The organism is Mesorhizobium sp. 2RAF45 (assembly GCF_052115225.1).
GTDB classification, from domain to species: Bacteria; Pseudomonadota; Alphaproteobacteria; order Rhizobiales; family Rhizobiaceae; genus Mesorhizobium; species Mesorhizobium jarvisii.
Genome location: NZ_JBFRGG010000016.1, coordinates 109,717 through 132,806 on the forward strand (window position 1 = coordinate 109,717; position 23,090 = coordinate 132,806).

Here is a 23,090-nt window from a genome sequence, read left to right on the forward strand (position 1 = left end):
ATGTCGGAAATAGGGCCCGGCGGAGATGCCGGGCCCGGTGGGAGGCCGATTACTCGGCGGCCTGGAGGTGGTCGGGTTCCTCGCCGGCGTCGGTCAGCGGTTCATCGGAGGACGTGCCGGTATCGTCGGCGAGGAAGGCCGGAAGCTCGGCGGCATCGCTGTCGAGAGCCGTCTCGTCCGTCACGTCGTCGGTGACGGCTTCACCAACCGCGTCGTTGCCATCAAGGCGCAGCGGCTCAGGCAGCCAGTTCGACCCTTCGAGAAGGCGAGCAGCCTCGCGTGCCATCAAATCCTTCTTCATGTGGTCGATCAGCTGTGCGGAATCCTCGCCGCGTCCCTCCCGCACGGCTTGAACGATCCGGGCCTTGGTGACGCGGCCGAGATAGTTGTCCACCGTGGGCGACCAGCCAGCCTCCACCATGTCGAACTGAAGCGTGGCGGCGAGTGCATCGGCATGGGCAAGGGCGCCTGACCGCCTGTTCCAGGGCTCGACGACGGCGTTGAGCGAGAGTGACGCGCAGTGCGCGAACAGCGCCTTGCGGCTCGCTTCGTCGAGACCAAGCAGGAACTCCCAGAGATTGTTGCTGTCGGGCATATCCCTGTCCCAGGCCTCGTGGCGATCGGCGATCTCCTTCGCCCAAGTCGTCTCGGCCAGACCCTGGACCTGGCCAAAACTGTTGCTCACCATGTTGATTTCGAGGCAGCTGTCCTTGGCGAACCGATAGAACACCTGCAGCACGAGTGCATGGAGAACCGTGACGAAGGCGATGTCGAGGTTGCTTGCCAACGCGTTGCGCAGCGCAAGCGTCTTCTGTGCGGTGAGATCAAAGACGAGGCGATCGGGCAGCGGCTTGATTCCTTCATCCTCGGGCTCTTCGGCCGAGTCGGATGCGCCGTTCACCGACCGGCCGTTGACGACGACGTGATTGGCGCCGTCATCGTCGGACTGCGACGGGTCGCGATCCCCGCCCTCGGCTTCTTCATCGTCATCGCCCATCTCGACCCGTGGTTCGTCCTCCGGGCGGACAAAGCCGGCTTCGATCTGCAGTTGGCCGTTGGCGCCGAGCGCCACAAACGCTCCGGCGATAGCTTTTTGCGCCGGGTCATAGACGTGGGGGCGATCGCTGAACGCGTCGAGTTCGGCGCCGAGCTGATCGAGCTTGTCCTCGATCTCCTGGTCGGCGTCCTCCATCTCGGCATATTTGGCATCGAGCGCATCATACTCGGCCTTCACCGCGTCGTACCGGGCGATCTCTTCGGTGCTCAACTCCGCCGGCTCGGCATAAACCCGCCGCATGCCGGAGGTGTGGCCGTACGGGAAGCTGATCGCCGCCTCGACCCACTTCCAGCCGTCGGCGCGAACGGTCTCGGCATCTACCTTCAGTTTGTCGAAGACCAGCTGCTCGAGGAGAGCTGCATCCTGGAACCAGCCACCAGAATCCTGCTCAAACAGGTCGCGCAGTATGACGCCGCCGGCGGCCTCATAGGCCTCGGCGCCGACATAGACCGCCCGGCGATCGTCGGCACGCACCGTCGTCTCCGTCAGGAGGCGCCTGATGTAGTAGGGCTCCTGCATATGCTGGTTGTTATTGATGCGCTCCCAGACCTGCTCCTGGCGGGCATGGTCGTCCGAAATCGAGAACGCCATGATCTGCTCGAGGCGGACTTTATCCTTCTCATAGAGATCGAGCAGTTTTGGCGAGACCGTTGCGAGCCTCAGGCGCTGCTTGACGGTCGCCGCCGAGACGAAGAAGCGCGCGGCGATTTCTTCGTGATCGAGTCCCTGGTCGCTCAGTGTCTTGAACGCCCGGAACTGGTCGAGAGGATGAAGATCCTCGCGGTGGAAGTTCTCGGCCAGAGAGTCCTCTTCCGCCGATGTCGCCGTACTGCGATTGACGATGCAGGGGATCGGCTCGTTCTTTGCCAGCCGCTTCTGCTTGATGAGCATGCCGAGCGCGACATAGCGGCGGCCGCCGGCGGGCACTTCGAACGTGCCGGTCTCCTCCCCGTTTTCGCCGAGGACGGGACGGACGTTCAGGCTTTGGAGCAGCATGCGCCGTCCGATGTCTTCGGCCAGCTGCTCGATGGAAATGCCGTCCTTTACCCTCCGAACATTCTTCTGCGACAGCACGAGCTTGTCGTAAGGAATGTTTTCCGATGGGTTCATAGCGATCTTCTGAATGGCCTTTGCCATGGTCAGGTTCTCCATGACGGGCGGCCCGGGGCCTCTCCCCGAACCTCCAAGCCCGTCAGGAACCCTCCCCTCCCCCCTCTGCCTCTCACGGCCGCGCGCCAGCGCCGGCAACTGCGGCAATCGTGTCATGCGCTGTGGACAGCGCAGCGGATCCATAATTTCGGCTTGCAGATTTCGGTACTTTCGAGCCTGCCCGAGTGCCTTCAGCCTATCGGATTAATCCATGAGCTGGTGGATCAGCGTTTGCCGACCGAGGCTGACGGGGTGGCCAGCAGATGTGGCGGCTGGCTCCGAATACACCTGAGTTCCCCGCCTCGGCGGATGCGCGCTTTGCTTCCAACAATCTGCAATTATGCAGCGAAGTTTCGCCGGCCCTTGCGCGGGGGATAACTACCCTTGTTCGCTCTTTGTTCTTTTCCAAAAGCGGATCCTAAGATATAGTCTGGCGCCTCCTTCATCCAGATTCGTAAGCGAGTCACTGCGAATGACAGTTCAGCCCAGGATTCTCAACGAACCGACAATCAGCTGTCCAAGCTGCAAGGCCGACATCAAGCTGAACGAGTCGCTTGCGGCTCCCCTGATTGCCGCCACCCGCGAGGACTATGAGCGGCGTCTGGCGCAGAGCAACGCCTCCATCGCAGCCCGAGAGGAAGAGCTTCAACGCAATCAAGCCGCGATTGATGCCGCCCAGGCGGACATCGACAACCAGGTGGCCGCAAAAATCAAGCTCGAGCGTGTGGCTATCGCGGCCGAGGAGGCTCGCAAGGCCAGGCTGCTGCTCTTGGTCGATCTCGAAGACCGGGACAAGAAGCTTGCCGAGGTAGAGGCGACGCTCAAGGCGCGAGACGAGAAACTCGCCGAGGCTCAACAGCAGCAGGCGGAATTCCTGAAACAGCAACGTGCGCTCGATGATGAGAAGCGCGAGATGGCGCTCACCATCGAAAGAAAGATCCAGGAAGGGCTGGAGGCCGTTCGCATCAAGGCGAGGTCCGAAGCCGAAGATGGCCTCAAAATGAAGGTTGCGGAGAAAGAGGAACAAATTGCCGGCATGCAGCGTCAGATCGAGGAGCTGAAGCGTCGTGCCGAACAGGGCTCCCAGCAGTTGCAAGGCGAGGTCCTCGAGCTCGAGCTGGAATCCCTCATTGCCAGCCGTTTCCCGATGGACGTCATCGAACCGGTCGCCAAGGGCGAGTTCGGTGGAGACGTCTTGCACCGCGTGGTCGGACCGGCCGGCCAGCCGTGCGGCGCCATTTTGTGGGAATCGAAACGCACGAAGAACTGGAGCCAGGGCTGGCTGGGTAAGCTCAGAGGCGATCAACGAGCTGCGAGAGCGGATATTGCGTTGATGGTCTCGGAAGCGTTGCCTCCCGGAGTGGAAACTTTCGATCTTTTGGACGGAGTCTATGTCGCCCACCCAAAATGTGCGATCCCGATCGCCATTTTGCTCCGGCAATCCCTGATCGAGCTGGCCAACTCGCGCCTCGCCCAGGACGGCCAAGCCACCAAAATGGAGCAGGTCTATGGCTATCTGACCGGTCCGCGGTTCCGACATCGCGTCGAGGCGATCGTGGAAAAATTCTCGGATATGCAGGAGGACCTCGCCAAGGAACGCAAGGCCACAACACGTCTGTGGGCCAAGCGCGAGGCGCAGATCCAAGGGGTCATCGAGTCGACCGTCGGCATGTACGGTGACCTGCAGGGCATCGCTGGAAAAGTGATGCAGGAAATTGAGGGGCTGGATGTGCCAGCAATCGGAGTGTCTCAACCCGCTACCGAATAAGTGAACCGATCGGCAGGGTCCCCTGGGAGAGTTTTCGGACCGGAATGCCGAATAAGGACTGGCGAAGGAGAGCACATCCGTCGTCTCTCTGGTGTAACAGTTGAGAGCGGGGACAGGCCGACGGCCTGCCTTCCCTTTTTCTGACCACCACGTGCGAAGACGCCGCCCTTGTGCTCTCGGACGACGCCGGGGAAATAACCGGAGATCGCCGCAGCGAGGCTGGCATCGGGATGCGTCAGGCAGCCAAATCGAAGAGCTTCTTGGCCTTGCCTTCCATCTCCAGGCGGACATCCTGGTGCGATTTGTCACGCGCGACCCGCGTGATGCCCTGCACAAAATCGAAGATCGACTCCGGCGGCCTGCCTTCTTCGGCCAACACAGCATCGATGATCTTCGTGGTTTCAACCTTCGAGAAGGCGCGCTTGCGCAGAAAGCTCTCGCGGTCTTCGTCATCGCGGGCGACGATCCGCTCCCGCGCGGCCTTAATGCCGTTGACGAACGGCATTGGCGAGGAGTCGGCGAACTGGATCAGCGCCGGTTCCGCCTCGGCGGCGAAGCGGGAAGCCGCATATTTGGAATGCCGGATGGTAATCTCCTCAAAATTTTCCACGCCCCAAAGATTCCGATTCTGGCAAACCGCACGAAGATAGAAGCTTGCGATTCCCAGTGTCCTGGCGCCCACTTCCGAATTCCAGCAGTAGAAGCCGCGAAAGAAGAGATCTGGATCGCCGTTTGGCAGCTTTCCGGCCTCGATCGGGTTGAGGTCGTCAACCAGAAAGACAAAGACGTCGCGGTCGGATGCATAAAGCGTGGTCGTGTTCTTCGAGATGTCGACATGGGGGTTGTAGATGCTGGTCGACCAATCGAGTACGCCCGGCACCTTCCAGCGCGTGTCGCCAGTACCATTGCCGGCAATCTTCTGCACGGCCTCGACCAGCTCGTGGTCGAAAATCCGGCCATAGTCGGGACCGGTCACCGCCCGCAACTCGACGCGGCCGTTCTGGATTTCAAGCGTTTTTACCTGCTCTGTCCGCCGCGAGGTCAGCCCGTACTGGAGATTGATGGCGGCAAGCGGGGCCGGGAGTTGGCGCAGATAAGCAGCTGGTGCCCCGACAAGGCTGGCAAGCTGGCCAAAGCTCCAATGGGTGGGCACAACCGGTGCCTCGGCATCTGGCAGCATGAGCATGAGACGTTCGGCGTCGTCGCGGCTGGCTTCGACGCGGATGCGTTCGCTTTCGACAACGCGCATACGGCTGCGCTGCGACCGTGCCCTCACCGAGTTCCGCAGGTCGGTGAGCGACAGGTAGCGCTCGTCGGCCGGTCGGTTGAACCACTCCGACGAAACGCGGCCGACGCGCTGGCCTCGGCTCACGTCCACCTTGTAGCCTGCACGCGCGTTGCGCGTCGGTGCCTGAATTTCCATCTGTGTCATGGGTTTGCTCCGCGGCGGACGCCAGGAGTCTCTCTCCCGGACCTTCGTCCGCCCACCCAAAAGCCCCGCCTGCCCTCTTCCTCTGCTGGCCGCACCGTCGCCTATCGAAGTGCCCGCCGGCGTGGCAGCGCCAAAACGCACGCCCAAGGTGAAGACCAGCCGCACGCCGGATGTTCAGCCAAGCGCAGCCCCTCTCGGAGAGAGATCCGGCGATCATGCCGTGACGAACATGCCCGTTGCTTCGATGGCAAAACCATGACTCAATGGGCGTGGGGATGCGGCGGCGTCCGGAGCAACGGAGGCAATGCGACGTTTCAGACTTGCTGACCAGGTGATCGAGGAGGCGGCGCTTGATCTACAGGCTGCGCTTGCGGATGCATATCGCAGAAAGCTGCGACCGCTTTGCTTGTGCAAAGAGCCCGGCCCGGCGATGTATATTGCGCAGGTTGGCGACCAATACATGGTCAAGCGGATGCCGCTGTCGGGTGGCAGCCATGATCCTTCCTGTTCCTCTTACGAGCCGCCCGACGAACTGTCCGGCCTTGGCGTGCTGATGGGCAGCGCTATCCAGGTCGATTCCGAGAGCGGCATGGCCACGCTGAAGCTGGACTTTCGCTTGTCGAAGGTCGGCACGCGATCTGTGCCGGCAGTTGGCGCCGCAGGTTCGGACAGCGTAGTCGGGGACACCAAGAAACTCTCCCTGCGAGGCCTGCTCCATTATCTCTGGCACGAAGCGGAGCTGACGGTCTGGACGTCGCGATGGGCTGGCAAACGGCATTGGTGGAATATCCGTTGGCACCTCGTCGAGGCCGCTGGCCAGATGACGGTCAAGGGCGGAGTGCTGAGCGAAACCCTGTTCGTGCCCGAGCCGTTCCGGTCAGCCGATAAAATCGCGATCGAGCAAAGGCGCGGGCAGGCGCTTGCACCTGCGCTGCCCCCGAAGAGCGGCCCCAGAAAGCTGATGATCCTGGTCGGCGAGGTCAAGGAATTCAGCCCGGCTCGGAGCGGCCACAAGCTGATCGTCAAGCATATGCCGGGCTTCGTGTTCTTGTTGGACGAAAGCCTTCATCGTCGGTTTCAAACCCGTTTTGAAACCGAGATGGCACTCTGGGGCGCGGATGAGGCATCGCATTTGATCGCGATTGCCACCTTCGGGTTGACCCCGGCGGGGCTGGCGGTGATCGAGGAAATGGCCGTCATGGTCGTGGCGGAGAATTGGGTGCCTTACGAGTCCGCCTATGAAAAGAAGCTGGTCGACGCCCTTGCCAGGACAAGGGAGCGAAGCATGAAAGGACTGCGCTACAATCTACCGGTGGACAAGCCAACCGCGACGGCGATATTGCAGACACAGCCGCGGCCGGTGGGCCTTTATATCGTGCCCCCCTCCTCCGACGGTGCGTACCAGGAAACGCTGAGCGAACTGATCGCATCGCGACCAGAGTTCGATTCCTGGATCTGGCGGACGGCCGATAGTGAGATGCCGACTTTGCCTGGTCGGCAAGACGGTAGGCCCCTCACATGAAGTAGGCGCCGGTCGCTGACGCTATTTACTCGCACGCCGGCGAGAATTTTCAGCTACCCTGTCTTAATCATCCAATTCGCTCGCCTGAGCGGATCTTCCCAGCAAATGATGCGTCCGCCCTGGATCACAGAGCGGCTCGCAGTGCAGCACGTGCGGGCGACCCCTTCCAGTTCGCAAGTTGGGCCGGTCACGCCATGTTGATAGCCGCTGATGCAGCCGCTTCATCGCTTCTGGCGCGCAAGAAAAAGGCCGGGCTTGCAGCACCCGGCCAAGCAAGAGGTCAAAAACCTCCAGAGGGGAACGCGTCGGACGCAATGGGAGGAGAACGCTCGACGCACGCTGGCATATAGGTCAGCAAGGATGACATCTCAATGAGATGCCAGTAGACCACGAGGCCTTATCATCTTGGTGCACTGAAGCTTGCGAGCCCGGGCGTTTGCCCACAACGTTATTTTTTGCCGGCGGGCGCGCCGGAGTGATCATCCGTTCAGGATTTCAACCGTGTGTTATACGGCTTTGATGGCCATTGGTTCGATGTTGCGCCGGCGATGGCTGCCGGAAAAGAGCTTTCCACCCTATGCGTATCTGCCGGGCAGGCAACCGCATCCCGTGCGCGATCCCGCGGGACACAGCTTTAATAGCGAAGCCATGCTGTCGGTGGCTGAGATCTCGCTTGATTCAGACACATTTCTCTGGGGTCTCGACCTTTTCAACCACGGCTATTACTGGGAAGCCCATGAGGCCTGGGAAGGTCTGTGGCAAGTTGCAGACCGAGGCGCTCCGCTTCGGACGCTCTTCAAGGGATTGATCCTGTTATCGGCGGCCGGCGTGAAGATCCGCGAGGGCAAGCAGGCGGCGGCGATGCGTCATGCCGGACGCGCCGCGGCGCTCCTTCGTCGGCTGATGAACACGGCCAATCACARCTGCGAGCGTGCGCTCGGCATGTCACCCGCAGCGCTCGCCGAACACGCCGAAGCTGCGGCAAGGACCCCGGCAGCCCTGCAGGCGACAGCGCTCGGTCAGCCGCAACCCGTGTTTGAGTTCATTCTCGGACCAAGCTCCGGCGGAAGCCCGATCAACTCGCAACAAAGACAAACAGTCATCCGGAGAAGACGCCAGGAATAGACCGGCTTCGTTGGCCCCACATCACTGGCGAACGACGGATGCCCAGGCTCCAATCACCTGGCCGTGTTTTTATGGTGCGCGTAATTTCCTCACGTTGTTTTCGGAATTACAAAGGCTCAAGACGGCACGGCTGCACATCGGTTCCGGCGCATAGCAGCCGAACGAGCACCGCCGACGCGTATCAGCATTAGCTTATGCCGATACTTATGCTGCCGAGACATTTATTGCTTTCAGCGACCGCCATCAATATGTAGCAGGACTTCGCCCGCTGTCTTTCAAACCACCCGGAGAGTTTCATGACAGAAGAAGCCGATCACAATCTCGACAGCCTCATCGAGCTTACCGCCGATGTCGTCTCAGCCTATGTCTCGAATAATCCAATCCCGGTGGGCGATCTCCCCGCCCTGATCGGCCAAGTACACTCGGCTTTGAAAAGCACCGCCGGAGGCGTCTCCGTAGCAGAGCCGGAGGCTCTTAAGCCTGCGGTCCCGATCAGGAAGTCGGTGATGGCGGACTACATCATCTGCCTTGAAGACGGGAAGAAATTCAAATCGCTAAAGCGCCATCTTTCAACCCACTATGGGCTGACCCCGGACGAATATCGCGCCAAATGGGGCTTGCCGGCGGATTATCCGATGGTCGCGCCAAATTACGCCGCTGCGCGCTCGGCATTGGCCAAGAGCATGGGTCTCGGCCGCAAACCGAAAGAGTCGGCAACGCCGGCGCCGGCGAAGCGGACCCGCAAGAAGGTCGCAGCCTAGCTCTATCTCTGGAGGGTCTTTCTGGAGCGCGCAGCTGCTTATCGGCATGATCTGCGCAGAATAGGAAAAGGCGGAGACCAATCCCCGCCTTACCTCGCGTTCATTCACTGCTGCCGGGACGCAGGTGAAAATTCAGCCAGCTTTGCTGAGGTTGGCAGCAGAGGACTTGCCAGTGCGGCGGTCCTGTTCGATCTCATAGTTGATCTTCTGGCCGTCATTCAGCGTCGAGAGGCCCGCGCGTTCGACAGCGGAAATGTGGACGAAAACATCCTGACCGCCATTGTCGGGCTGGATAAATCCAAATCCCTTGGTGCTGTTGAACCACTTCACGGTTCCGGTCGCCATATCTGTGCATTCCTCCGTGACAACTGCGACGTGGACTTGGCCGTCAAGCCAGTCCGGTTCATTTCGAGACTGGGAGTTAAACGCAGCAGAAGCGAAAATTGCAAGACCCCATTCGATCGGCCGGTGGTGTGGGTCGCGCATGATGAGTGTGCTCTCTACGGCGGCGCAAACGCCTGCCGGGTGCATTTTCCACCTGCCCACGCGGTCGGCTACGGTGTCACGATCCGCAACTTGGCGGCTTCATAGTCGAACGAAACGCGGTTCCGCCCACGTTGTTTCGCTTCAAAAAGGCAGCGTCCGGCAGTGCGCAGGACATCCTGAGTGTCTGCATCGCGAGCCATCTCTGCGCCTCCGATGCTGACAGTCACTTTCACGCCGTCTTGTTGCCCTTTGACCCGCGGAAGGCCTTCAATAAGCCGACGGATGTTCTCCGCAATCGTACCTGCCTGCTCTTTGCGCACGCCGCGTAACAAGACGCCGAACTCTTCCCCGCCAAGCCGTCCAACCGAGTCGCCTGGGCGCGTTGTATAGACGAGCGCTTTTGCAATCCGGACCAGAACCTCGTCCCCCTTGGAGTGTCCGTGCCTATCGTTGATGGAAGAGAAGTGATCCGGATCGACCAGAAGAAGTGTGTCGCATTCCCCTTCGTCGCGGCTTCTGTCCATCCGTGCCATGAATCCACCGCGGCTAAGGAGTCCTGTCATCGGATCATGGCTGGTTACGAAGCTGAGCCTGTCATGCGCCTCCGTCAGGGCTGCATGTGACTTCTCCAACTTGTTACAAGTATCCTGGATCGTTTCCGACTGGGTGAAGATATAGGCACTGACCGGCATTCCGATCAGAATGGGAATGAAGGTACATTCCACCCAACTCAGCCAGTCGATCGGCATCTGCAGCGCAAGTCTTGCCGTAAACGACAAACCGAAGGTCGCGACGACCGCAATTGTCGTCACGACCAGTGATTTACCCACAATGCGCTTGGTGCGCGGCGTCATATCGTTTCTTTAGACACGGGCGCTGAATAGGCCGTCACCACGTTGATTAAAATTATCTCTAAGTGCAAGGAAGCGGAGCTGATCCCCTCGTCGCAGGTTGGGCTACCCAGCAACCCTTGCCAATTGAGCGGCGAATTTTAGCGGCGGATAAAATCCGAGCTTTTCGAATTGGCCGGCGTTGGTTTTCAGATGCTACCCGCGCCGCATGGACGGTGACGACTGAATATGCGTGGACTAGGGTGGATCAAAAGCATACGGCTGGCTCAAGCTCAGCAGATGCGACATCGAATTGCCAGCACTCGGAAGGCTGAGTTCGTATAACAGGCCGAAGCACTCGCATCCATGCCGGGCGGCAGCTGGAACGAGTAGCGCGGATCATCGTATGATTGGGAACAGGCCCCACGGGAACTGCCCTCCCCTTGTGCCTTGTCGGTCAGACCGCGGCAGAAAGCCAGCCAGACGCTTGCCAGCCAGCGAACCGACTCGCATTCGCTTTGAGCTGGCGCAAAGCGACAAGCTGCGGGATTGGCGATCGTCATCCCGTCATCCTCGCCGTCGCCCCGTTCGCCTTGAGCGCCGCCATCAGCATCGGCCCGACTGAGAACTGCCCTGCCGTTGCCTTTTCGGTCAGTACCCGCAGATAGCCGCCGGCCGAGTTGATGTGCCGCGCCCTTTGCAGGATGCAGGCAATCACGATCGCCGCGATCTCCTGGCCCATCACATGGCAAGCCTCCTCATACGCTGACGGCGAAACGCCCAGATATCCCCGCACTTGGGCGGCGGTAATCATGAGATCGCGCCAATTGCCGATCCCGTCGACGGCATAATCCGCAATTTCGGGGCAGGCCTTCAGCACCATCCCCAGCGGGTATGTTTTCGGCGCCTCTGCGGTCCTCGTCCTGGGCTCGGCCGTCGACCCGCTTTTCTCTAAAGCAGGTTCAAATTCAAAAATGGATTCGGTATTTGAATCAGATTGCTGCCGCTCGTTTTGAGAGTCATTGCCGCTCGGATTCGTGGATTTCATACGACTTTCCAGCAGCTTATCCACCTCGTCATGTAATCCGGCCATATCCGCCACGATCGGTTCGAGCTCGGCAATGCAGGCTCGGCGCGGAATTGCCTCCACAACGCCGCGGAAGCGCTTCCACAGGCTTCCCCAGTCGCCTGGAACATCTTCGTCAACAGCCGCCTCAATCAGCTTCTGGATGTCTCGGCGGTGCAAGGTAATCCGCTCGCGCATCAACCTGAGCGCCCTGTTGTCGGCGCGAACACGCTCGGCCGCCGCCTCGAACTCGTGAGCGCGGGCCAGCAGCGGCGCCAGGGAGAAGCCAAATGCTTCCTCGATCTCCCCTCCTCTGCCCTTGCGCGCGTAGCGCTTGCCGTTCGGACTATCCCGACGGATGATCAGCCCGCAGTCAACAAGAGCCGCCAGGTGTCGTCTGACTGTGGGCTCGGGCATTCCGTGCGCCCTGAGCGACAGCTGTGCGTTCGAGGGAAAGACGATGAGGTCGTGTTCCTCACACAATTCGCTGTCAGGATAGAATGATAGCAACGCATTCAGGACGGCCAGCGCACGATCGCCGATGCCGACGACGCTCTTGCCCTCGCAGAGGTTGCGGTAGATCTGCCATTTGTCGACGACCCTGCCCTTGGGGATTTCACGTGAATCGTTTTGCGCTGCCAGCATGGCAAGCGACATCGGCCGCCGCCCAAAGGGCGTCGTTGCAATACCCGTCTCCATTTTCTTTCACCCTCTATCAGGCAAAAGAAATCTGCTCGCCAAAACGACGCCAATGACTCTTGACAGTGATTCGCGAAAATGTGATTCTCAGCTTGCTAAGGATGAGAAGGGCTTCCGCGACGGTGACGTTCGGGGGCCTTTTTCTTTTGCGGTTTCAGTCTCCCGTTGCTTCCTTGGTGGACATCCGGAAGGCCACATAGAGGTCGTCCAGTTGTCCGGTGATGAACTCAGCGAAACGCGACCCGTCCGCGGCCTCAAGGGTGACGATGGCCTTTTTCGCGGACTTCTTCAGGGTAACGCTAACTAATCTATCCGTCGGCGCCCAGGATTTGATCGGCTCTTTGCGAGCGGGTGCCGGAATCTTGCCTGAGGGTTGTCCCGCCAGATGTCGGGCCAGCATTTCCAATCGGTCATCGCTTGTAGCTGCTTTGAATTCGGGGGATGCCATCAGTTCCTTAACGGCAACGCCCCCCTCCCTGACTTTCTTAGCAAGATCGTACCAACGGTCTCGGCCGCTGTTTTTGGCGGCTCCGATAGCGTTGATGATTTCAGGCGGGATGTCCTTGGTGACAGAAATCATTTTCGAGACAACGGTTTTGTCGACAGACAACGCTGCCATGATGATTTCGCGATCGTAGCCGTTGCGCTCCAGGTTGCCAGCAAAGACGGCCTTCTCAATGAACGAGAGATCGGCTCGCGCGCTGTTTTCCTGCCCTTGGGCGACCACATGGTCCCTATCGTCCAGTTCCTTGACGACCGCCTTCACCGGTCTCCCGAGCGCCTTAGCAGCCCGCGCCCGTCGGTGGCCGAATACAGTCATGTAACGGCCGATCACGCCGGGATGTGGACGCACTAGGATTGGACTATCCTGCCCCCTGCGCCGGATGGCTTCCACCAGCTCCTCGAAGGCCTCCTTATCATCACCTATGCGATCTGAAACGAACGAGATGTCGATCTTATCAGGATCGAGTTCGATGACTGTAGCGCCTTCAAGGAGCCGGGATTCAATGTCTTTTGCCGCATGGGCTTTCTCGGCTAGCTCGTCGATCGACCTCGTTATGGCTCCGAAAGCACCGCGGCTGCGGTTTCGCTCCATTGCTGGGGAGAGATCACTCGCCGGATCTGAGTTGACCGCAGTCAACTTTCGTTCTGTGAATGAGGTCAGCAGGTTCTTCCTGGACATCAGCGCCCCCAAGCCTTGTGGATCAACTCTGCTATTTCCGAATTGACGCGATGCACCGATTCTATCGCGCGGTCATACGTTGACCGAGTGAACTGGGAGCGTTCGACCTCGTAGAGCGTCTGCTTCGTTATTCCTGCGTCCGAGATCGCGGTACTTTTCAGCATCTCGTTGACGAGCACATGCTGCTTGAACAGCGATCGCATAAAGGCGACCATCTGGCTCTGGGGGCCGTCAGTAGGCTCGTAGCGGGTAACAAGGTAGCGAAGCCAGTCGAGCCGCATGTTGGCTCCTGCCCTCTTCAGAGTGCCCATGACCTCGCCCATCATCAGCAAGAACTGGCACATCGACATAACATCCAGCATCTGTGGATGCACGGTGATCAGGATGCCGGTAGACGAAGAGAGCGCTGTCAGTGTCAAATAACCAAGCTGAGGTGGGCAATCGATGATGACTACGTCGTAGTGGTGTGCAACGTCCCCCAAGGCCTCATCGAGACGTCCGAAAAAGATGCGGCCCATGGAGCCGTCCTTTTGAGCCAGGGCGAGGGGAGTATCGTATTCGAATTCCTGCAGCTCGAGATTCGCGGGCACGATATCGAGGCTCGGGAAATTAGTCTTCTTCACTAGCGCCGACAGCGGTTTTCTTTCGTCGTCATAGCGTAGGGCTTCGTAGAGGGATTCGTTGTGGTCGATCTCCGGCTGGAAGCCGTGCAGGGCGGAAAGCGAGGCCTGCGGATCAAGGTCGATAGCTAGAACTCGGTGCCCCGTCAGTGCCAAATGCTGCGCCAAGTGGGCTGCCGTCGTCGTTTTTGCGGAGCCGCCCTTGAAATTGACGACCGCAATTATCTGCAAGTGTTCCGTGCCTCGACGGTGCGGAACATACTTCGCCGCTGCCCGGCTGTTTCTATCCAAATACTGGCGCATCTCCAGTAGCTGCACGGCCGTGTATGAACGGCGGCCGGATGGTGTTACCATCGGCTGCGGCCCCTTGCCTTCGAGAGACAAATTCTTCAGATACCCGCTGGTTACGTTGAGATATTGCGCAGCCTCCGACAACTGGAACGGTCGCAAGGTTTTCTGTGCATTCGGCGGGAACATTTCGAGCCGATGTTCGTGAAGCATTGCGGAGAGGTCTTTGGCCTGCTGGGTGATTAGCAGATCGACCTCTGCAATCTCTTCCCGGATTATCACATTCATCGAAATTTTCCGCACATGCGTTTTGAAAGCCGACACGGCCTATTAACCGCATGTAGCCCTGATTCTTTCGATCCGGCAACAAATTTAATCTTAACGAAAGGTTAACAGAGATGTCGTCCGTCCGCAGTTGACTGCAGTCAACTTGGCTGCCGGACCCGACTCACGTGAAACCCACCCACCTTGCCATCACATGACGTGGATTTCGGCCTGCAATATCGTCGTCGCTAAGGATCTCGGCCCGAAAATCGCCCCGGTCGAATGGCAACACAGCAACGAGCCGCACACACAGGTTTCGGTCGACAACGGCCTTCGGCAAATGTGTATCCGTCGGCGCTTAGAACAGATAGCGCCGGTCGGCCCAAGCGAGCAACACAGTGACGTCTCGATCGCGCAAACGGACGCGTCCTTGGCGAAGGCTTTCAGCGATCGCACCGCCGACGTCCGGATCGACCCAGTGCCCGGTGCATCATCAGGAAGAACCATGCGACCGGCAGCAATCTCGGAGTTGATCGCCTCGGTCCGCTTCATCATACGGTGCACCAAAGCGCCTTCTTCCAACAGCAGCTTCTCGCCAGGCATTTTGAGCGGCCGCGGGATAAAACCGACCTGGCACCGGCCGCGATGCTCCAAATCGTGGATGTCGAAAGCCCAATGATGATGAATTTGTTCGACAGATGCACTCGATCGTTCCCAGTCCGCAAAAAACTGGTTTTCGCGCCGCACGAATCGAACCAGTCGGGACCCAGGCATGGTGCGTCACGTGCGCTGTCCGGCCCGAACTCGCGGTTAACGGTTCTCGAGCTCTGTTCGTCGCGCCACCCGCTGTTCTGCTTCGATGCGGGTCGGTCCGGCACGCCAGAAAGCTCTTCATATGGACTATGCCGCCAGCCGTGCGGTCGCGCAGGTAGACGGGTCCGGCAAGCACGAGTGCATCGGTGACAAGTTCGCGCCGCACCCAGGACGGGTCGAACAGATCTCGGCGCTGTAGGGACCGCAGTCGGGATCGACGATCGATCCAGCCAGGTATTCGACGTCGCGGCCGAGCGAGATCTGTATGAAGTCGGCGACACCGAGGCCGGCGGAGCGAAGGCAAGACGCTCGTTCCACGCCATTCGGCGAATTTTTGTTCCCCGATCGGTGCCAGTTCCAGAAGGCGGTGAGGTTGCCGCCGAGTGCGGTCAACTCGCGCTTGGCCCAGACGCGAGGTCGCCGACGCGGGTGCCGTCGACGATCTAGACCGTGCGTGTGTCTCGCGCCAGTAAAAATTGTCGACCGCGGCGGCGCTGAACGAGGATCCGGAAGATTTGCGTCAGGACACGGCCTAGTTCCATGTCGGCCGAGCCCGGATGGAGGCCGGCGAGCACCGCCCCGACGGTGGCAGAACCAGGCAGGCGGATCGGCTCTATTGTCATTCGGCGCTGCTCACATGCAGGAGGTCCACTAAGCAGGGCGAGCGAATCCATTAAACCACGTCGAGGAAGGCCGCCCAACGATCCAAGGCACCGTATTTTCGCGGACCTGCGCGGCGAGATCAATCACCGTCGATAAGCGAGATAGTGATAAACGCTGTGGCCCTAGTTTCCGATTTCAATTGAAGCGGTAAGCTGAAATTCCACGCCAAATTTCGGTCCAAACGGCGGCATTCACGGAAGAGGCGCGAATTCGTGTCTTTGACTTTAGCCCTGCCTTACTCTTTCGTCGGCGGCCACCGGCGCGCTGTATGCACCAGGGCCAGCACCCACAAGGTTTCGCCTTCGACTTCGTAAACCAGGCGGTAGCTCTCATGTGAAATCAGCTCGCGCGTGCCGGGGATTCTTCCCGTGCGGCCGAGCTTGGGGAAATCGACCAGTCTCGCCGCCGCGTCGCTGAAAAGCTGGTCCATCCGAGCAGCAGCCGCCGCGTTGTCGGCCGCAATGTAGTCCCAAATGTCGGCTCGGTCCTGTTCGGCCTCTGGCGTCCAAACGACCCTCACGCCTGGCTTGCCGTCTTCGCACGCCGGGCCGCGAAGTCAGCCTCGATCTCGTCATTCGTCCGGCCTCGGCCGCCCCGCATCGAGGACCGCGCGACCTCGACCTTGCGGCGGAGGAACTCGTTATACTCCCGTTCTTCACGCCGGCGCTCGATGTAGTCACGCATCAGCTCTCGGACCACCTGCGACGCCGGCCGATGGTCGGCTTCGGTTTCGGCCATGAAGGCGTCGCGCAGCTCCGGTTCGAGCTTCATCGTGAAAACCGCTTCTTTCGGCATGCTCGGCCTCCTGCGGGTTAGATACTCATGAAGTATATACGTTGTCATCATCAACCGGCAAGCAGGCAAATGGCCGCCCTCACGTGGGGTGGGGGCTTGTTCAAAGCCCGACGGTTTGGTGAAGTTGGTCCGGAATCGATCGCGCCGCCGCTGATATTTTCGGGTCTGCCTCTGCCGTAGCGTTCCTCTCACAGAGGAGGCGAGCCGGGCGCGCAGCGAGTGTCCTGAGAATAGCAACGTAAGCTCACCTTCGGAAGATCGGAACGGACGTCGGCGGCAAGCACGATTGCCTGACCAAGCGAGCGACATGCTTCTCGACGTCGAAGGCCTTGTTGTGAAGATGCGCCGGAAAGAGCGGGTCTCTCGCAATGCCGCCGAGGCCGCGTATTCCGAAATCATGATGGGTGGATGGATTTGGGAGCCGGCGCACCGGCACTCGTTTTCCGGTGGCGCAGCCAGTCGTGTCGGCCAAGCGGTGGCTCATTCGTCGCCTGCGAGACCATCGAACGCCTCGATCAGCGCATCGACGATCGCCTGGCCGAGCGCCTGTGCTGTCACAGCGATTTGGGCTTCGTTTCCGTTGCGGGCCGCGGTGGCGAGTTCCGAACCCTGATCCGTTAGGATCGCATTGGACCTATCGATCGCCCATTGCGCAAAATCGTTACGGCTGTCGATGATCCTGGTTTCCACGGATACGCGCTCCTGCGTTTACGATTTGTTGGCCAATTCGGGCTAAGGTCAGAGTGCGCGATGGGTATTGCGTTCGCGCCAACACTCCAGTCGACCCTTGACCGAAAGCACTCGTTTTTCGATTCAAACGGGGGCAGGGGAGGGGCTTTTTCCCGATCTCCTACAGCCCGGACGCCTTGGTCAGGTTGACGCGAAAACGGTCACGCCGTCGCTGGTACTTGCGGGTCATCTCCGCGGAGACGTGGCCAAGCTGCTTTTGCACATAGCGTTCATCAACCTCGGCGGAGGAAGCGAGGCCTGCGCGCAGTGAATGTCCGGAAAACTTCTGTCCCCGCTCGCCCTCGGAGAGATCGCCGCGCACGCCGGCGGCCAAGGCCGTGCGCTTGACCAACCGGGCCACCTCCTGATCGTTGAGCCGATCGACGCCGACCGTTTTACCCTGACCAGTAACACGGCGGAACAAGGGGCCATGCGCGATGCGGGCAAACCTCAGCCAGGTCTCGAGCGCGACAACAGGGCAGGTGGCGTCGGACGAACCGCGGCCGATCTCGACCTCGCGCCAGCCGGTCTTGCCGCGCAGTGTCACAAGAACACCTTTGTCGAGCACCTCGACCCAGCCGCGGCCATCCTCGGTTTGATCGCGGGCAAGATCGAGGCCGACGATTTCGGAGCGGCGCAAGCCGCCTGCGAAGCCCAAAAGCAGCATGGCGCGGTCACGCAGGCCACGCAGCGTTCCGCGGTCGAGCGTCTCCAGCATGGCAACAAGAGCGTCGCGCAGTACGGCCTCCTTCTGACGGGGCGGGGCGGCGTGCGTGTTGCGGATGCCGGCGAGCACGGTGGCGATATGACGGTCCTTCCGGTCAAGCGATTGGCCGCGCTGCGTGTAGTTCCAGGTCAGGGATGACAGGCGGCGCTCGATCGTCGCCACCGCCTTTTTGTCCCTTCCAGTGCCCGAAGCCTGCGCAGTGATATAGAGGCCGACGGTCTGCGGGTCCGGCCGCGATGGATCAAAAGACTGGCGCCGGCACCAGGCGCAAAAATGCTTCCAGTCGGCTGCGTAGGCGCGACGGGTGTTCGCCGAACTTGCTGCCTCGACATAATCGCGCGCACGGTCGGCGAGCTTTTCGAGATGCGTAGGCAACGATGTCTGTCGCGGGTCAAGGACCGGCGGGGGAGGGGAGGGGCCTTCATCCGGCCGCCCCATCTCCATGACGACGTCGACAATGTCCGGCAGGTCATCGGCGTCGATTGCGTCGGTGGACACCATCAAATTACGGGCTTTGCCCATCCAGCCTCGTCCATTCTAATGTCGCAGCAATGCGATTCTTGCGAGTGAAGGTGCGGCCAAAGTTCGGAATTGTCCACCGCGCGCTGTGTGACGGAATAGCTGCGGGAATTGCCTCCGCTCCGGTCCTGGTATCGCATCAGCGGGAGCGCAACGGGCCTTTCCGATCCAGGGATGGCCTCTCAGGGGGTGGTCTCTCCTTGCTTTCATGTTCAACATCCTTTATATTCCGTTCAACAGATGGAGATCCCAAGATGACCATACGTGGCGCAGCGACAGCCGCAAGCGAGGAGCGGATCGCCCACACCCGCAACCGTCTGGTGCTTGAGCAGGCGAGGGCGGTCGGCCTGCTTGGCGCGGCCAAGAACACCCGCCTTTCCGGCAGGGTGCCGTCGGAATTGATCGAGGCGGCAAAGAAGCGCGCCCATGTGACCTCCGACACCGAACTGCTTGAGCTCGCCTTGTCGCGGCTGGCCCTCGAGGATGATTTCGGCGCCCGGCTCGTCGGCCGCAAGGGCAGCATCTCCGCGGACATCGATCTTGGCATTTGATCTAGGCGGCGCACTGCGGTCCCTAAAACCACAGCGGCGTAGGGCAGGGCTGGAAAGGCGACCAGATTCCGCCCTGTCCTGGGCAGGTGACCAGCCGCCTGTCGGCGGCGTATTGCTCCTCGACACCAGCGTCTATCTGGATGTCCTGCAGGGACGTACGCCCGAAGCGGTCGATAACCTTCTGACGTATCGGCTCTGTCACCACTCGGCCGTCTGCCTTGCCGAGCTCAGCCACGTGTTCGGCCGGCTCGACCCGACGCACCCCTCGACGAAGTCGGTCCTGGGGGCCGTTGCCGATACGATCGAGGATATTCCGGCGCACCGGTTGCATGCACCCGACGCCACCGCCTGGGGACGCGCCGGCATGCTGGCCGGCCTGTTGTTCCGGCTGAGCCATCTGCCGAAAGGGAAGGGCCATGAACGCCGCTTCCTCAACGATGCGCTGATCTTTCACCAGGCCGGTCTGCTCGGGGCGACGGTCCTGACCGGCAATGTTGGGGATTTCGACCATCTCAGCCAGCTTGTTCCGTCGGTGCGGGTGATCTTTTATCGGGCGGTGCCAGGATTGCGCCGGCAGGGTTGAAAGCGTCAGTGGGAATATGCACCTCCCACGCCGTCGTCGTCACGGCGAAAGGCCGCCGTGCTGTGGGACGGTCAGAAAGGTCGCTGAGCGTGAATTTCGGCATTCTGCTCGACGAGAGAGGCTGTGCGATGCCGCTGTCCGGGGATTAAGCGCAAACCCGGTCCGCTCAATGAACGCGAATTCTCGTCGATCTGACGCCCAAATGAGGCTGTCCGCCGGTGAAAAACGAACGACAGGGGCCATTTCCGCACCAAGCCCCATAACGAACGATAATGCAACATTATCATTCGTTTTGGTCCACCGACAGGCTGTGCGATTTGACGCGAAAATCATGGCACAAAGCGCACGAGCGCTTTACCCTCCAAAATCATGATTCGCCTTGATCCCTCGACCGCCAGCTCCTCTGCGCCGCCCTCCGTTCCGGCTTGGGCGATCACAAGTGCCGGCGCGCCGAGCGACGGCGACGCCGCTTTCCGGGCCGGCGCCGCACTGGGTGTCCTCGACACGCTCGCCCGCGCGCAGCCTGCCTGGTCCGGCGTTTGGCGGCAGCGGCTGGCGCTCGATTGCGCCGCCGCCAGCATGCGGCTCGCCGGCCGCGCCGAGGACGCGGCCGCCTTGCGAGACGCCTGGTATCTGCGCCAGGCCGGGGCCTACCCCGGACCCGCCGGCACCATCTTTGGCGCCTGGCGGCAGTTGGCCGGGCAGCCGCCCGTCGCTACGCCTGACCGGCTCGGGAAGATAGTCGACCAGCTTGGCCTCCATTGGGATGTCGAGGCGTTGGCCGCGCTTTGTGAACACATCGACGACCTGGCGCGATCGGAGTGGCCGGCGCCGTTCGCCGCCGCGGCGATCGCCTCTCGCGTCGTCGCCATGCGTCCCGATGCCGAGCTTTTGGCCTGGTGGCTCGCCGACCTGGTATTGGCGCAAAGCCTGCGTTGGCCGCGGCCGCTGCCGCTCCTGATGGCGCAAGCCTTTGGCCCGTCCTTCCGCGCCCAGGCCGGCGGCGGCAAGCGCATCCGACCCGCGGAGGGAGATTTTGAGCGCGCGGTCTGCGTGGCCTTTGTTCAGGCGGCGGCGCAGGCCTGCCGGCTGGCAGACAAGTTGTCGCGCCGCGCTGAAAAACTCCTGGCGGTGGCGCCAAAACTGCGCGCCAAGGGTGCCGGCGAGGTGATCTCCCTGCTGCTCAACGAAGACGCCGTCTCCGGATCGCTAACGACGAAGGATCTGTCGCGCTTTGCATCGCGGCGGCTTTTCGAGCGGCTGCAGCTACTGGAGGCGGTGCGCGAGCTCTCCGGCCGTCCCACCTTCCGGCTGTTTGGACTCTAGCGATGAGCGAAGCCTCCACCCGCCACAAGCAGAACCATCAGCCGGGGATGCTCGACACCGAACTCGATCACCTGCCGCCAGAACTGCGCTGGCGTGAGTGGATGGGCCGGGTGGAGGCGGTGATCTTTGCGGCAAATGAACCGGTGCCGCGCGAGGTGCTGGCGCGCGTCGTCAGCAAAAGCTGCAATCTCGACCTGGTCATCGACGACATCCGCGCCGAGCTCGCAGGCCGCCCCTACGAGCTGGTGTCCGTCGCCGGCGGCTGGCAGCACCGGACTAAGAAGGCCTTTGGAGACATCATCCACGCCGCCTTCGGCACGGCAGGGCAGGGGACAAAAGAACTGTCGCAGTCGGAGGCGCTCGTGCTGATGTGCATTGCCTATTTCCAGCCGATCACCCGCGCAGAGCTGTCGAGCTTCTTCGGCAAGGAGGTGTCGCGCGATCTGATCGGCGTGCTACGGGGACAGGAGCTGATCGCCTCGGGGCCGCGTAGCCCGAAGCCTGGGGCCCCCTACACCTATGTGACGACGAAGACTTTCTTGTCGCAGTTCGGGCTCGAGACGCTGCGCCAGCTGCCGGATTTCGAGGCACTCGAGGACGCTGGACTGCTGTCGAAGGAAAGGATGCTGGCGGGTGACATTCCGGCAGGACTGGTTGGCGGGGCGGGCGATGCCGAAGAAGGGGCGGAGGCCGATGTCGTCGGGGACCAACTGTCTTGAGCGGGTCGCTGTCGCGTTGCAATCAAAGGGACCGTCGATAATCAGGACCACGGCGATTGGTCGAGAGCTACGGCGATCAGTTGCGAGCTGTCATAACAACGAACTGGTGACATTGGCCGATCTCCTGACTGCACTTTGTCGTAGGGCGGCCGTGGGTCTCAAGGCACCACGCGACCTTCACCGTTTCGAATTGGCAGAGCCCGGCTTGTCGATCGAAGCTCGTTGGGTACATTTGTGTCGATGGGACCCCGGCCTAAAGTATTCGTGCGCCGCGAGATATTCTCCTCTTCGGCTCAGGCGTGATCTCGCCTGGGCTGAGCCTTGGCGACGCCCAGATTCTTCACTACGAGATAATCTCAGACTGATCCGGACGGACTCGTTAGCGGCGACCGGCTTCAAGCTGCCGCGACTATCCTTCGGCAATTCTGCAAGCGCGCGCCTCCATTTCGCCGACCCCTCAATGTTCGCGTTAAACCATTCTGCTGCGCTTATAGCCATCCGACTTGAGCGGTTCGAACAACACCATCGCGCTATTTCCTCAATGGTGCGGGACAGCAGGGATCTTTAAAAAGCGGTCGATCACTCGCGTCTGCTGAGCCGTATCTTGGCACAGAGCGCAAGGTTGATAGCCACGCCTCCGCATTCATCGTCCAGTTGCTCGTTTGCTCGGTCCAGGGAGCGCTCGGCGCCCTTTACGCGCTGTCTGGCCTTGGCAAGTTCAAATCTAATGATTTCGACATTGCACCGAATTCCCCGGTTCATTGGTCCCTCCCAAGAAAAAATCAGCTCTGATCACTTTGGTTCCGGTGACGCGGAGGTGGTCCGATGGCCGCCAAGCCGAATGACAGTCGGCTTGGCCCGACGATCCTCCGATCATCGATCAGTTTCACACTGACGAACGCCGAACCGCGGGAGCTAGCCGCGGTGCTCGACGAACTGGCAGATCGGACCAGGGCGCGTAGAGTGGCAGCAAGGGCTGCCGCAATATGCAAGAAAAGGACTAGGAAGCCGAAGGATCGCTGGAGCTCTACGACGAGTTTTGCCGTCTCGTTACGGGCGGCATTGAGGCGGAACGGACAGGACGTGTCGTGCAGCAAATGCAACGGCGACTGCTAGGAAGGCCTACAAATGGAAGGGGCTTGCCCGACGGTGGCGGCGACAATTCGGGGACGCATAACTAAATGTCCCCGGAACACATTGTCGATGCGCGCTCGGTTCCGCCACAAGAGCGGGATGGCAAAAACCAAATCCATTTCTGTTCCCGGATCCTGGCATTGCTCAACGAGCGGACTGCCGAGATCCGCTATCGTCGGCCTGAGGTGCTCGCCCAAAATCGAGGCCGAGAAAGCCGGCATCTGAGCTTTCGACATCGACAAAGAGAGTTTCCGCGAGGCTGCTCTCGGGCTGCTCATGGC

Annotated in this window: 21 protein-coding genes; 8 read left to right on the top strand and 13 right to left on the bottom strand. The window is 60.7% G+C overall.

Going from position 1 to position 23,090, the window contains the following annotated elements; all coding sequences use genetic code 11:
- Positions 1-49: 49 nt before the first annotated feature.
- Positions 50-2,194: a ParB/RepB/Spo0J family partition protein gene (locus AB4Z43_RS29040; RefSeq protein WP_441940099.1), complete on the bottom strand. Its 2,145-nt coding sequence runs from the start codon at positions 2,192-2,194 to the stop codon at positions 50-52.
- A gap of 484 nt (positions 2,195-2,678) precedes the next feature.
- Between AB4Z43_RS29040 and AB4Z43_RS29045 the strand changes: the two genes are divergently transcribed.
- Positions 2,679-3,974: a DUF2130 domain-containing protein gene (locus AB4Z43_RS29045; RefSeq protein WP_441940101.1), complete on the top strand. Its 1,296-nt coding sequence runs from the start codon at positions 2,679-2,681 to the stop codon at positions 3,972-3,974.
- Between the two features lie 235 nt (positions 3,975-4,209).
- Here the strand turns inward: AB4Z43_RS29045 and AB4Z43_RS29050 are convergent, their stop codons facing one another.
- Positions 4,210-5,406: a DUF932 domain-containing protein gene (locus AB4Z43_RS29050; protein WP_441940102.1), complete on the bottom strand. Its 1,197-nt coding sequence runs from the start codon at positions 5,404-5,406 to the stop codon at positions 4,210-4,212.
- Between the two features lie 304 nt (positions 5,407-5,710).
- Here AB4Z43_RS29050 and AB4Z43_RS29055 point away from each other — a divergent pair, with 304 nt between their 5' ends.
- The 3 genes from AB4Z43_RS29055 to AB4Z43_RS29065 all read left to right on the top strand — a co-directional run bounded on the left by AB4Z43_RS29055 (position 5,711) and on the right by AB4Z43_RS29065 (position 8,814).
- Positions 5,711-6,928 (top strand): DUF1173 domain-containing protein, encoded by a 1,218-nt coding sequence (locus tag AB4Z43_RS29055; RefSeq protein ID WP_441940103.1) that lies wholly within the window; start codon positions 5,711-5,713, stop codon positions 6,926-6,928.
- A 501-nt stretch (positions 6,929-7,429) separates the two neighbouring features.
- Positions 7,430-8,053, top strand: coding sequence for a DUF309 domain-containing protein (locus tag AB4Z43_RS29060; protein WP_441940105.1), 624 nt, complete (start codon positions 7,430-7,432; stop codon positions 8,051-8,053).
- 296 nt (positions 8,054-8,349) lie between these two features.
- Positions 8,350-8,814 carry a MucR family transcriptional regulator gene (locus AB4Z43_RS29065; RefSeq protein WP_137934969.1) on the top strand — a complete coding sequence of 155 codons (465 nt, stop codon included), beginning with the start codon at positions 8,350-8,352 and terminating at the stop codon, positions 8,812-8,814.
- Between the two features lie 132 nt (positions 8,815-8,946).
- On the opposite strand, the gene AB4Z43_RS29070 is transcribed toward AB4Z43_RS29065, so the two are convergent.
- The 11 genes from AB4Z43_RS29070 to AB4Z43_RS29120 all read right to left on the bottom strand — a co-directional run bounded on the left by AB4Z43_RS29070 (position 8,947) and on the right by AB4Z43_RS29120 (position 18,499).
- Complete coding sequence (locus AB4Z43_RS29070) at positions 8,947-9,159, bottom strand: cold-shock protein (protein WP_441940149.1); 213 nt, start codon at positions 9,157-9,159, stop codon at positions 8,947-8,949.
- Positions 9,160-9,368: 209 nt separating this feature from the next.
- Positions 9,369-10,154, bottom strand: coding sequence for a GGDEF domain-containing protein (locus AB4Z43_RS29075; RefSeq protein WP_441940108.1), 786 nt, complete (start codon positions 10,152-10,154; stop codon positions 9,369-9,371).
- Positions 10,155-10,423: 269 nt separating this feature from the next.
- Entirely contained in the window at positions 10,424-10,693 is a 270-nt protein-coding gene (locus tag AB4Z43_RS29080; RefSeq protein WP_441940110.1) for a hypothetical protein, read from the bottom strand.
- Positions 10,690-11,895, bottom strand: a complete 1,206-nt coding sequence (repC, locus tag AB4Z43_RS29085) for a plasmid replication protein RepC (RefSeq protein WP_441940112.1) — start codon at positions 11,893-11,895, stop codon at positions 10,690-10,692. Before repC ends, AB4Z43_RS29080 begins: the two co-directional genes overlap by 4 nt.
- A 154-nt stretch (positions 11,896-12,049) precedes the next feature.
- Positions 12,050-13,078 (bottom strand): plasmid partitioning protein RepB, encoded by a 1,029-nt coding sequence (gene repB / locus AB4Z43_RS29090; RefSeq protein ID WP_171026508.1) that lies wholly within the window; start codon positions 13,076-13,078, stop codon positions 12,050-12,052.
- On the bottom strand, positions 13,078-14,274 hold the full coding sequence (gene repA / locus AB4Z43_RS29095) for a plasmid partitioning protein RepA (RefSeq protein WP_441940114.1): 1,197 nt from the start codon (positions 14,272-14,274) through the stop codon (positions 13,078-13,080). Before repA ends, repB begins: the two co-directional genes overlap by 1 nt.
- A gap of 186 nt (positions 14,275-14,460) precedes the next feature.
- Positions 14,461-14,997: a hypothetical protein gene (locus AB4Z43_RS29100; protein ID WP_441940116.1), complete on the bottom strand. Its 537-nt coding sequence runs from the start codon at positions 14,995-14,997 to the stop codon at positions 14,461-14,463.
- 964 nt (positions 14,998-15,961) lie between these two features.
- Positions 15,962-16,246, bottom strand: coding sequence for a type II toxin-antitoxin system RelE/ParE family toxin (locus tag AB4Z43_RS29105; protein ID WP_441940118.1), 285 nt, complete (start codon positions 16,244-16,246; stop codon positions 15,962-15,964).
- On the bottom strand, positions 16,243-16,521 hold the full coding sequence (locus AB4Z43_RS29110) for an antitoxin of toxin-antitoxin stability system (protein WP_137934963.1): 279 nt from the start codon (positions 16,519-16,521) through the stop codon (positions 16,243-16,245). Before AB4Z43_RS29110 ends, AB4Z43_RS29105 begins: the two co-directional genes overlap by 4 nt.
- 480 nt (positions 16,522-17,001) lie before the next feature.
- Positions 17,002-17,211, bottom strand: coding sequence for a hypothetical protein (locus AB4Z43_RS29115; protein ID WP_137934962.1), 210 nt, complete (start codon positions 17,209-17,211; stop codon positions 17,002-17,004).
- A gap of 160 nt (positions 17,212-17,371) precedes the next feature.
- A complete protein-coding gene (locus AB4Z43_RS29120; protein WP_441940123.1) occupies positions 17,372-18,499 on the bottom strand; it encodes a site-specific integrase in 1,128 nt (375 codons plus the stop codon).
- A 251-nt stretch (positions 18,500-18,750) separates the two neighbouring features.
- Here AB4Z43_RS29120 and AB4Z43_RS29125 point away from each other — a divergent pair, with 251 nt between their 5' ends.
- The 4 genes from AB4Z43_RS29125 (at position 18,751) to scpB (ending at position 21,675) form a co-directional block, all read left to right on the top strand.
- Positions 18,751-19,047, top strand: a complete 297-nt coding sequence (locus tag AB4Z43_RS29125; RefSeq protein ID WP_111543956.1) for a hypothetical protein — start codon at positions 18,751-18,753, stop codon at positions 19,045-19,047.
- Positions 19,037-19,630, top strand: a complete 594-nt coding sequence (locus AB4Z43_RS29130) for a type II toxin-antitoxin system VapC family toxin (protein ID WP_441940125.1) — start codon at positions 19,037-19,039, stop codon at positions 19,628-19,630. The genes AB4Z43_RS29125 and AB4Z43_RS29130 overlap by 11 nt, the downstream gene beginning before the upstream one ends.
- 369 nt (positions 19,631-19,999) lie before the next feature.
- Positions 20,000-20,956, top strand: coding sequence for a DUF1403 family protein (locus AB4Z43_RS29135; RefSeq protein ID WP_441940127.1), 957 nt, complete (start codon positions 20,000-20,002; stop codon positions 20,954-20,956).
- 2 nt (positions 20,957-20,958) lie between these two features.
- Entirely contained in the window at positions 20,959-21,675 is a 717-nt protein-coding gene (gene scpB / locus AB4Z43_RS29140; RefSeq protein ID WP_441940129.1) for an SMC-Scp complex subunit ScpB, read from the top strand.
- Positions 21,676-23,090: the final 1,415 nt, after the last annotated feature.

Coding starts and splice junctions, on each gene's coding strand:
- AB4Z43_RS29040 (WP_441940099.1), bottom strand. CDS start 2,194: ATGGCAAAGGCCATTCAGAAGATCGCTATGAACCCATCGGAAAACATT.
- AB4Z43_RS29045 (WP_441940101.1), top strand. CDS start 2,679: ATGACAGTTCAGCCCAGGATTCTCAACGAACCGACAATCAGCTGTCCA.
- AB4Z43_RS29050 (WP_441940102.1), bottom strand. CDS start 5,406: ATGACACAGATGGAAATTCAGGCACCGACGCGCAACGCGCGTGCAGGC.
- AB4Z43_RS29055 (WP_441940103.1), top strand. CDS start 5,711: ATGCGACGTTTCAGACTTGCTGACCAGGTGATCGAGGAGGCGGCGCTT.
- AB4Z43_RS29065 (WP_137934969.1), top strand. CDS start 8,350: ATGACAGAAGAAGCCGATCACAATCTCGACAGCCTCATCGAGCTTACC.
- AB4Z43_RS29070 (WP_441940149.1), bottom strand. CDS start 9,159: ATGGCGACCGGAACCGTGAAGTGGTTCAACAGCACCAAGGGATTTGGA.
- AB4Z43_RS29075 (WP_441940108.1), bottom strand. CDS start 10,154: ATGACGCCGCGCACCAAGCGCATTGTGGGTAAATCACTGGTCGTGACG.
- AB4Z43_RS29080 (WP_441940110.1), bottom strand. CDS start 10,693: ATGACGATCGCCAATCCCGCAGCTTGTCGCTTTGCGCCAGCTCAAAGC.
- repC (WP_441940112.1), bottom strand. CDS start 11,895: ATGGAGACGGGTATTGCAACGACGCCCTTTGGGCGGCGGCCGATGTCG.
- repB (WP_171026508.1), bottom strand. CDS start 13,078: ATGTCCAGGAAGAACCTGCTGACCTCATTCACAGAACGAAAGTTGACT.
- repA (WP_441940114.1), bottom strand. CDS start 14,274: ATGAATGTGATAATCCGGGAAGAGATTGCAGAGGTCGATCTGCTAATC.
- AB4Z43_RS29110 (WP_137934963.1), bottom strand. CDS start 16,521: ATGCCGAAAGAAGCGGTTTTCACGATGAAGCTCGAACCGGAGCTGCGC.
- AB4Z43_RS29120 (WP_441940123.1), bottom strand. CDS start 18,499: ATGGGCAAAGCCCGTAATTTGATGGTGTCCACCGACGCAATCGACGCC.
- AB4Z43_RS29125 (WP_111543956.1), top strand. CDS start 18,751: ATGACCATACGTGGCGCAGCGACAGCCGCAAGCGAGGAGCGGATCGCC.
- AB4Z43_RS29135 (WP_441940127.1), top strand. CDS start 20,000: ATGATTCGCCTTGATCCCTCGACCGCCAGCTCCTCTGCGCCGCCCTCC.
- scpB (WP_441940129.1), top strand. CDS start 20,959: ATGAGCGAAGCCTCCACCCGCCACAAGCAGAACCATCAGCCGGGGATG.